Annotated in this window: 7 protein-coding genes and 1 pseudogene; 5 read left to right on the top strand and 3 right to left on the bottom strand. The window is 42.4% G+C overall.

Features of this window, described 5'->3' with window-relative positions; genetic code table 11:
• Positions 1-65 precede the first annotated feature (65 nt).
• The 4 genes and pseudogenes from RT084_RS12355 (at position 66) to RT084_RS12340 (ending at position 5,398) form a co-directional block, all read left to right on the top strand.
• Positions 66-266, top strand: coding sequence for a hypothetical protein (locus RT084_RS12355; protein ID WP_313100326.1), 201 nt, complete (start codon positions 66-68; stop codon positions 264-266).
• Positions 267-397: 131 nt separating this feature from the next.
• Positions 398-1,269: pseudogene (locus RT084_RS12350) on the top strand (sulfite exporter TauE/SafE family protein).
• A 122-nt stretch (positions 1,270-1,391) separates the two neighbouring features.
• The gene (glyS, locus tag RT084_RS12345; protein WP_313100324.1) at positions 1,392-3,494 is read left to right on the top strand and encodes a glycine--tRNA ligase subunit beta; all 2,103 of its coding nucleotides are present in this window, start codon (positions 1,392-1,394) and stop codon (positions 3,492-3,494) included.
• A gap of 617 nt (positions 3,495-4,111) precedes the next feature.
• Positions 4,112-5,398, top strand: coding sequence for an O-acetylhomoserine aminocarboxypropyltransferase/cysteine synthase family protein (locus tag RT084_RS12340; RefSeq protein ID WP_312115456.1), 1,287 nt, complete (start codon positions 4,112-4,114; stop codon positions 5,396-5,398).
• 113 nt (positions 5,399-5,511) lie between these two features.
• Here RT084_RS12340 and tsf read toward each other — a convergent pair whose 3' ends face one another.
• The 3 genes from tsf to msrB all read right to left on the bottom strand — a co-directional run bounded on the left by tsf (position 5,512) and on the right by msrB (position 8,134).
• Positions 5,512-6,390: a translation elongation factor Ts gene (gene tsf / locus RT084_RS12335; protein ID WP_312384814.1), complete on the bottom strand. Its 879-nt coding sequence runs from the start codon at positions 6,388-6,390 to the stop codon at positions 5,512-5,514.
• Between the two features lie 228 nt (positions 6,391-6,618).
• Positions 6,619-7,392, bottom strand: a complete 774-nt coding sequence (rpsB, locus tag RT084_RS12330) for a 30S ribosomal protein S2 (RefSeq protein ID WP_050324911.1) — start codon at positions 7,390-7,392, stop codon at positions 6,619-6,621.
• A 271-nt stretch (positions 7,393-7,663) separates the two neighbouring features.
• Complete coding sequence (gene msrB, locus RT084_RS12325; RefSeq protein WP_065253765.1) at positions 7,664-8,134, bottom strand: peptide-methionine (R)-S-oxide reductase MsrB; 471 nt, start codon at positions 8,132-8,134, stop codon at positions 7,664-7,666.
• A 160-nt stretch (positions 8,135-8,294) separates the two neighbouring features.
• Between msrB and map the strand changes: the two genes are divergently transcribed.
• On the top strand, positions 8,295-9,080 hold the full coding sequence (map, locus tag RT084_RS12320) for a type I methionyl aminopeptidase (protein WP_062332270.1): 786 nt from the start codon (positions 8,295-8,297) through the stop codon (positions 9,078-9,080).
• Positions 9,081-9,440 lie beyond the last annotated feature (360 nt).

The following is a 9,440-nucleotide window of genomic DNA, read 5'->3' as shown; positions in this document are numbered from 1 at the left end:
GCTATTCTATCTTATTTGCTACGATTTTTTGGTCTAGTTTTCTGGGAGTATTATAGATTAAATTATTGAATGATAATTTTAAAAGTGGTGATGAGCATGGATTATTTAGATTTTTAGATAAAGATTATAGAAGATGTCAAGAAAATATAGAAGATTTCGAAAAACAGATAATAAAAGATATTCAAAATGGCGATTTTACTGATTTACAATTAGGTGCAATTAAGAAGTATAAAAATAAAAATATTCAGAATTTTTTAGTGGTTTAAAAACTTTTATTAGTAAATAAATAGATAATATTCTAATCTCGCATATTTATATCAAAAATCGCCACAGGGCAACAACGCGCTATTCTACTACAATAGCCGCAGCAAGTAAGCCATGTAACAAGGGGCGGTGAGTGGAACTTTATTTTATTTTAGCGGGTATTTTTGTCGGATTTTGCGTGGGTGTGACAGGCGTGGGCGGTGGGTCACTGATGACGCCGATTTTGATTTTACTGCTAAAAGTAGAGCCGCATATTGCTGTCGGCACCGATTTGCTATACGCCGCTATTTCCAAGTTTTTTGGTGGGGTGGTACATTTTAAAAAATCGAATGTCGTTTGGCCAATCGTGCTATGGCTAGCCATTGGTAGTATTCCAGCCTCCATTGTCACCAATTATCTCGTCGCTACTTATTTGGGTAATATCAACGCCATCAAACTAATCATGACCTTGATATTGGGCGTGATGTTGACCATTACCGGGATTTCGCTGATTTTTCGCAACCGTATTGAGGCGTTTTTTGACAAATACCGCACAACTGACCAAACTGACAGTCTCACCTCCCAAATCCCCAAATATAAATTGGTGCTGATGGGCATATTGCTCGGGGTAGTAGTGACCTTATCGTCGGTTGGGGCAGGGGCATTTGGCGTCATGGCGCTGGTGCTGATTTTCCCCAATTGCCGCTCATTCGTATCATCGGCTCGGATGTGGTACATGCGGTGCTGTTAACCCTGGTCGCAGGTCTCGGACATTTGCTGTCAGGCAGTGTGGATTTTCACATGCTGACCTTTTTGCTCATTGGCGCGATTCCTGCCATTATTGTAGGCACATTATTGAGCAGTAAACTACCTGAGAAAAAATTGCGCCCGATTTTAGGGGTGACGCTGTTGTTGTTAGGGATTAACTTTGTGGTCAATCCTGCCAAGGCCAAACCAAAAGCGGCGGTCAATAATACGCCAGTCGCTACAACCGCTGTAACGACTTCGGCAAGCACCAGCCGATAAGTTTAATTTTGGTTTTGCGCTGACAGTTTTCTTGATTTGCCCCGCTGATGGGGCATTTTTATGGCTTAAATTTCTGCTATAATCGCCTATATTTACCCTATTTGAATCAACAAGGCTTTAGCATGTCTACTATTTTATTTGAACTTGGCACCGAAGAATTGCCCCCAAAAAATCTAAAAAAATTGCGCGATGCTCTCACTGACCATGTCACCCAATCGCTAAAAGATGCCAATATTCGCTTTGATACCATTAAAAGCTTTGCCGCCCCGCGTCGCCTTGCCTTGCAGATTCAAGGAATTAGTGAAAAACAGCCCGATAAAATCGAACAAAAACGCGGTCCTGCAGTCAAAGCTGCCTATGACAAGGACGGTAATCCAACCAAGGCGGCTCAAGGGTTTGCCCAAGGCTTGGGTATTGACGTCAAGGATTTAATTACCATCAAGGGTGATAAAGGCGATTATATCGGCTATGAAATGAATGTCATCGGTCAGCCTGTGGCTGAGTTACTGCCGAGTATTTTTCAAAAAGCCTTAGATGAGTTGCCGATTGCCAAACGCATGCGCAGTGGCGCAGAGCGTTCTGAGTTTGTTCGCCCTGTCAAATGGTTGGTGCTACTCAAAGACGACCAAGTGCTGCCAGCAACGATTCAAGGATTAACGTCGGGTGAGACAGGATCGCAGGGCGTTGAACTGGGTCGTTATAGTCTTGGACATCGTTTCCATCATCCTGATAAGGTTAGAATTGACACGGCGGACAGCTATGAGCAAAACCTTGCCGAGGCGCATGTCATCGCTGATTTTGACAAACGCCAGCAGCTTATCAAAGAACAAGTGCAACAGCTTGCTGATGAAGTAGGGGCGACTGCTATCGTACCGCAAGATTTGCTTGATGAAGTCACTGCGCTGGTCGATTATCCAGTAGCGCTACGCGCAAGCTTTGAGCCACGATTTTTACAAGTGCCGCAAGAGGCCTTGATTAGTACCATGCAGGCGGATCAAAAATATTTTTGTTTGACTGACAGCCAAGGTAAATTACAGCCTTATTTTATCTTTATCAGTAACATCGACAGTAAAGATAAAGCGCAAGTGATTGCCGGTAACGAAAAAGTGGTACGTCCACGCCTTGCTGATGCCGAGTTTTTCTTTTTACAAGACCAAAAACAGCCATTGTTTGCCTTGACTGAAAATCTCAAAACCCGCGTATTCCAAGATAAGTTAGGGACAATTTGGGAAAAATCTGAGCGTATTGCCAAGCTAGCTGCCTTTATTGCTACCCAAATTGGCGAAGACGTTGAACAAACGGCACGGGCAGGCTTGCTGTCAAAAGCAGACCTTGCCAGTACCTTGGTGGGTGAGTTTCCAGAATTACAAGGCGTGGCAGGGACTTACTATGCACGTTTAAACCACGAGCCAGAAGCGGTGGCGGCGGCAATCGAAGAGCAATATCTGCCAAAATTTAGCGGCGATAAACTACCCGCGACCAACATTGGAACGGCGCTGGCATTAGCAGACCGTTTGGATACGCTGGTCGGTATTTTTGGCATTGACCAAGCGCCAACGGGTTCAAAAGACCCGTTTAGTCTGCGCCGTGCGGCGATTGGGGTACTGCGTATCTTGATTGAAAAACAACTGCCACTAAATCTGGTAGTCTTGCTTGAGCAAGCTTTATTGGGTTATGTGGGCAAAATTGACGACTTACCAAAAACTTTCAAACAAGTGATGGAGTTTATTAATTCACGCTACCGTGCCATGTATGAAGACCAAGGCGTGAGCGTGGATACAATTATGGCGGTACAGGCGCTACAACCGCAACTGCCAATGGATTTTGACCATCGTATCAAAGCCGTACAAGCCTTCCGTGATTTGCCACCCGCCAAACAACTTGCCGAGGCCAATAAACGTGTTGCCAATATTTTAGCCAAGGCAGAGGGTGAGATTGCAACCCAAGTACAAACGGCTTATTTACAAGAACCTGCCGAAAAAGCATTGTATCAAGCGGTGCAAACTGCGGCGCAAAGTATTGAGCCCCACCAACACACTGACAACGCCAACTACACCCAGATTTTACAATCGCTAGCCACGCTGCAGCAGCCATTGGATGACTTCTTTGAGCAGGTGATGGTGAATAGTGAAGATGCTAATCTTAAAGCCAATCGGTTGGCGTTGCTAAAAAAAGTGCGTGGGTTGTTTTTAACGGTTGCAGATATCAGTGAGTTACAGCTATAAGCTAATTTAGACACGAGTCAACGCTTTAATCATAGGGCTTCGATACTAGGGCTTTAATACCCCTGCTTTAATATCATTGGTTAAACCCATACTGACAACGGTCATTATGGGTTTTTTTACAAGCTAAAGATATTTTTACGCTTGTTTTTGCTAAATTGGCAGGCTAGTTTACGCGTATTTGATACTATTTTAAGGGTATTTTCGTCTGAATTGCTCTCTAGGGTCTATTCTGGTGTGACCAGCTTCAACACTTTTGTTAGATTAGGTATTTAACGGTGAGGTTTTATCTATTATTTATTTTTTCTCATTTATCTTCGTCTAGAGTAATTACGTGAAAGCCCGTAATAATGATGGCTTGTTTCATTCCATGGTGGTTACCAAAAGGTAGCGGCTTCTTTTACAAAGCTTAGTGTTGCTGTGTTTGTCTGTGCTAGCGTTTGTGGCTATCAATGGATATATGGCGCACTTTTAGACGCCAATTCACCACGAATCGATATTCCAAAAAACAGCATTAATGTTCCAATAATGCTCTATTGTGAATTTGCAAAACTGATTAATAACTCGTTACAATGCAAAAGAGATTTTTTTGCTAATTAAACTAAATTAAAGGAATATGTATGAGCCCACCGCATCGCCCAGAAACGCTCGCCATTCATGCAGGGTACGAACCAGAACCGACCACCAAAGCTGTCGCTGTCCCTATCTACCACACCAGTTCGTATGCCTTTGACAACACCCAACACGGTGCTGACCTTTTTGATCTTAAAGTTGCCGGCAATATCTACACCCGTATCATGAACCCAACCAATGCGGTGCTTGAAGCGCGTATGGCAGCGTTAGAAGGCGGCATCGGTGCATTGACGGTGGCATCCGGGATGGCGGCGATTACTTATACCATCCAAACCCTATGTGAGGCAGGCGATAACATCGTCTCAGTATCAACTTTGTATGGCGGTACTTACAACTTATTTGCCCATGCGTTGCCACGTCAAGGTATCGAAGTGCGTTTCTTTGATTATACCAAACCTGAGACTTTGGTTGATTTGATTGATGAGCGTACCAAACTGATATTTGGTGAAAGTATTGGCAATCCATTGGGTAATGTGCTAGATATCGCAAAAATTAGCGAATTTGCTCATAGCAAAGGTGTACCTGTGGTGATTGATAACACCGTCGCCACGCCAACATTGTGCCGTCCATTTGAGCATGGTGCTGATATTGTGATTCATTCATTGACCAAATATGTGAGTGGTTCGGGCACGTCGGTGGGTGGTGTGATTATCGATAGTGGCAAATTTGATTGGGGCGCTCACAAAGAACGTTTCGCGATTTTAAATACCCCAGATGCCAGCTATCATGGTGTCAATTTTGTCGAAGCCATGGGTGCTGCGGCGTTTATTGCCCGCGCACGCGTTGCGCCCTTACGTAATACCGGTGCGGCACTAAGCCCAATGAATGCTTGGCAAATTATGCTTGGGCTAGAGACGTTAGCCTTGCGTATGGAGCGACATTGCCAAAATGCCCAAGCCGTGGCAGAATTTTTAAACCATCATCCACAAGTGGCTTGGGTCAAGTACGCAGGATTAACCGACCATCCAGAGCATAAGCTTGCGCAAACATACTTTGGTGGTAAGCCATCAGCGATTCTAACCTTTGGGTTAAAAGGCGGCCGTGAAGCAGGGGCGAAATTCATTGATGCGCTACAATTAATTACCCGTCTAGTCAATATCGGTGATGCCAAGTCACTTGCTTGCCATCCCGCCACTACCACGCACCGCCAGTTAAATGCTGAAGAGTTGCAAAAAGCAGGTGTCAGCGAAGACATGATTCGTTTATCCATTGGTATTGAGCATATTGAGGACATCAAAGCTGACCTTGAGCAAGCGTTAGCCGCAGCCAATTAATCGCTTCATCTACAAATAATCGCTTCACATAAAAAATAAAAAAATTAGACAAAAAAATACCCCAAATTTATGGGGTATTTTTAATAAGTCTACAACCTAGCGGTTGTCGCTTATTATTTAGCTGCTGCTGCTTGAGCTGCTGCCACTTCTTCAGCGAAGTTTTCTTGTTTTTTCTCGATGCCTTCACCCACTTCTAAGCGTTTGAATGCTTTAACCGTCATACCTTCAGATTTTAATATATCGCCAACTTTTTTCTCGTTGTCGATAACGTAAGGTTGGTTCAGCAAAGTTACTTCGTTCAAGTACTTTTGTAGACCACCCGTAATCATTTTTTCAATCACGGCCTCTGGTTTGCCAGATTCTTTTGCTTTCGCTTCGATGATGTCTTTTTCACGCGCTAGAATATCAGCAGGTACATTGGCTTCATCAACGGCGATTGGGTTGAATGCTGCAACTTGCATCGCTACGTGTTTTGCGGTGTCAGCGTTACCGCCTTCAACAGAAACCACTACACCAATACGGATACCGTGACGGTAAGAGGCTAGGTTGTCACCTTCAATCACTTCTGCACGGCGTACTTGGATGTTTTCACCGATTTTTTGTACGAGCTCAACACGGGCTTCTTCAACCGTTTGACCATCGCCATACGGCAATGCAGAGATAGCCGCTACATCAGTGGTATCGTTAGCAAGCGCCAGTTCAGCTACTTTGTTTGCAAATGCGGTGAAGTTAGCATCTTTTGCCACGAAGTCAGTTTGACAGTTTACTTCAAGTAGTAAGGCTTTGTTACCTTCTTGAGCGATAATGATAGCACCATCAGCAGCAATGTTACCTGCTTTTTTAGCAGCTTTTGCTTGACCTGATTTACGCAGGTTATCGATTGCGGTTTCGATGTCGCCGTCTGCTTCTTGCAGGGCTTTTTTACATTCCATCATACCAAGACCTGTACGGTCACGTAATTCTTTTACCAGTTTTGCACTAATTTCTGCCATGAGATACCTCAATTGATTATCATTATAGATGAGAATTGGGTTGTTTATTGTCTAAACATTTGAAGATTAAAGGACAAAAATGGGTGATTTTTGCCCTTTAATATTACGCTACAAATTCGAATTTTTAGAAGCTAATTTTGTGTTTACTCATCAAAGTTAGTTTATAAAATTTTGATGACAGTATCATAACAACCCAAGCAATGCGCTGCTATGATACTACGGTAACCCTTATTCTGCCGCAGCTTCTGCGGGTGCTTCAGTTACTGCTTCTTCTTGATTTGCTGCTTTGCCGCCTTGAGTTTTAGCGTATTCTTTACCAGCGATAATTGCATCTGCAACCGCTGATACGTATAGCGTTACCGCACGAATCGCATCGTCATTGGCAGGAATGACATAATCTACGTCATCTGGGTTTGAGTTTGTATCAACGATACCAATAACAGGGATACCTAAGTTTTTTGCTTCTTTGATTGCAATCGCTTCATGGTCAACGTCAACCACAAAAATTGCATCAGGTAAACCGTTCATGTTTTTGATACCGCCTAACGCACGCTCAAGTTTTTCCATTTCACGAGTACGCTCTAACGCTTCACGTTTGGTTAACTTAGCAAACGTACCGTCTTCAGCTTGTTTTTCGTATTCTTTCAAACGCGTAATTGACTGACGGATGGTTTTCCAGTTGGTTAACATACCACCTAACCAGCGATGGTCAACATACGGCATACCAGCGCGAGCGGCTTGTTCGCTAATAACATTGCTTGCTGCACGTTTAGTACCAACAAATAGTACTTTGTTGCCACGCGCTGCTTCACGGTTAACGAAGTTTAGCGCTTCGTTCATCGCTTTAACTGTATGCTCAAGGTTGATGATGTGGATTTTGTTACGTGCACCAAAAATAAATTTGCCCATTTTTGGATTCCAAAAACGAGTTTGGTGACCAAAGTGTGCACCGGCTTCTAAAAGATCACGCATTGAAACTTGGGTAGGATTAGCTGACGCCATGAGATTTCCTTAAGTAAAGTTGGGTTATGCCTCCACATTACCGATTAAGCCGATTTGCAAACACGCATCAAAATCTACAGGATTTTAATTAATCAAATTTGCAAACACCCAGCTTAACTCTTATCAAGCTTGTTAGCTTGAAAATAGCAATGTGTGTGTCATGTTAGTAAATAAAAAAAGCAATTTGCCATTTTAAGATAAAATGACAAACTGCTATTTTAACACATTTTTATATGGTTAAGCTATATGTTTTAGCAAATGCAGATGGTAATTATTCAACCAATCCGATTAAGTCACCATACCCTTCTTGTTCCATCTCGTTCACAGGGATGAAACGTAGCGACGCGCCATTGATGCAATAGCGCATGCCGCCAAGCTCAGGAAGACCATCATTAAACACATGGCCTAAATGCGAATCAGCAACACGGCTACGCACTTCAGTACGTCGCATACCGTGACTGTCATCAAACAATTCATTGATTACTGCTGTATCAATCGGTTTGCTAAAGGCGGGCCAACCACAACCTGAGTCATACTTATCTGATGAGCTAAAAAGCGGCTCACCGCTGACAATATCCACATAGATACCACGTTCAAATTGGTGATCATATTCATGACTAAAAGGGCGTTCAGTGCCGTTTTGCTGTGTCACATAATATTGCTCATCATTCAAATTTGCCTTGATTTCAGCTTCAGAAGGTCTTACATACTTCTGTGTATCGATATTAATTGAATTAGCCATAGACGTTCCTAACCCTTGTTGTCATTGTAGAACATCACAATAGTTACAACCCATCCAAAATTCAAGTAACAACTGTTTAAACAAATAGTAGTTTTGTGAACAAGGCGAAAAGGGCTATAATACGTCTTCTTAAATTTTTGCAAAATCAGATAATTATTGTATGAAAACATTATTAAATAACCCTGAAGCCGTTGAAAAAATGCGCGTCGCTGGTAAATTAGCCGCCGACGTTTTAGTGATGTTAGATGAATATGTCAAAGAAGGTGTAACGACCGGGGCATTAGACAAGCTTGCCCATGACTATATTGTCGATGTCCAAAAAGCCATTCCTGCCAATGTCGGCTATCATGGCTACCAGCATACGCTTTGTACTTCAATCAACCATGTAGTTTGTCATGGTATTCCCGATGATAGCCGTATCCTAAAAGATGGCGATATCGTCAATATTGATGTCACAGTGATAAAAGATGGCTATCATGGCGATACTTCAAAAATGTGGATTATTGGTGAAGGCTCTATCATGGCGCAGCGTATCTGCAAAATTGCCCAAGACGCACTATATGCAGGGATGAAAGCCGTTCGCAATGGCGCCTATGTAGGCGATATTGGCGCAGCGATTCAAGCGGTGGCTGAACCCGAGCGTTTTAGCGTAGTAAGAGAATATTGCGGACATGGAATTAGTGACGTATACCATGATGAACCACAAATTCTGCACTATGGTAAAAAAAATACCGGTTTACAACTGACGACAGGCATGACATTTACCATTGAACCAATGATTAACCAAGGTGTATGGCAAACCAAAACCTTACCCGATAAATGGACGGTAATTACTAAAGACCGTAAATTGTCCGCCCAATGGGAACACACACTGATGGTCACTGAAAACGGCTGTGAAGTGTTTACCAAGCGTCCAGAAGAAGATTTGAGTTTTTTAAACAGTTAAAATATGAATAAAATCATTAATATAAAAGAAAGTTAGTAATTAATTTAAAATTATTTATATTTTCCTGTTGACACCCATTTAGATTCACGTATAATACGCCACCACTGAGCGACGAAGAGTTTACAAACAAGTAAAACAAATTACGAAGCTTAGCAAGAATTAAATAAAGCTTGACAGAGTAAAACAAAACGTATTACAATATCAAGCTCACCATATGATAGACGATATCTTTGGTACACTAAATAACAACAAACACAAGAACAACTTGTGTGGATTTTCACTTAGGTCGATAAAATTAAGACTTTATTAATTGTATTGTCAGAGTGAAGATACTCGTAAGTTTATTTGAGCAAAGACAGT

Source organism: Moraxella sp. CTOTU48717 (assembly GCF_032057165.1).
GTDB classification, from domain to species: Bacteria; Pseudomonadota; Gammaproteobacteria; order Pseudomonadales; family Moraxellaceae; genus Faucicola; species Faucicola tetraodonis.
Note: the sequence above shows the minus strand (reverse complement) of the source record. Positions and strands in the feature narration are given on the sequence as shown.

What these genes read in the sequence shown, in the direction of transcription:
- glyS (WP_313100324.1), top strand. Translation starts at nt 1,392, where the DNA reads ATGTCTACTATTTTATTTGAACTTGGCACCGAAGAATTGCCCCCAAAA.
- RT084_RS12340 (WP_312115456.1), top strand. Translation starts at nt 4,112, where the DNA reads ATGAGCCCACCGCATCGCCCAGAAACGCTCGCCATTCATGCAGGGTAC.
- tsf (WP_312384814.1), bottom strand. Translation starts at nt 6,390, where the DNA reads ATGGCAGAAATTAGTGCAAAACTGGTAAAAGAATTACGTGACCGTACA.
- rpsB (WP_050324911.1), bottom strand. Translation starts at nt 7,392, where the DNA reads ATGGCGTCAGCTAATCCTACCCAAGTTTCAATGCGTGATCTTTTAGAA.
- msrB (WP_065253765.1), bottom strand. Translation starts at nt 8,134, where the DNA reads ATGGCTAATTCAATTAATATCGATACACAGAAGTATGTAAGACCTTCT.
- map (WP_062332270.1), top strand. Translation starts at nt 8,295, where the DNA reads ATGAAAACATTATTAAATAACCCTGAAGCCGTTGAAAAAATGCGCGTC.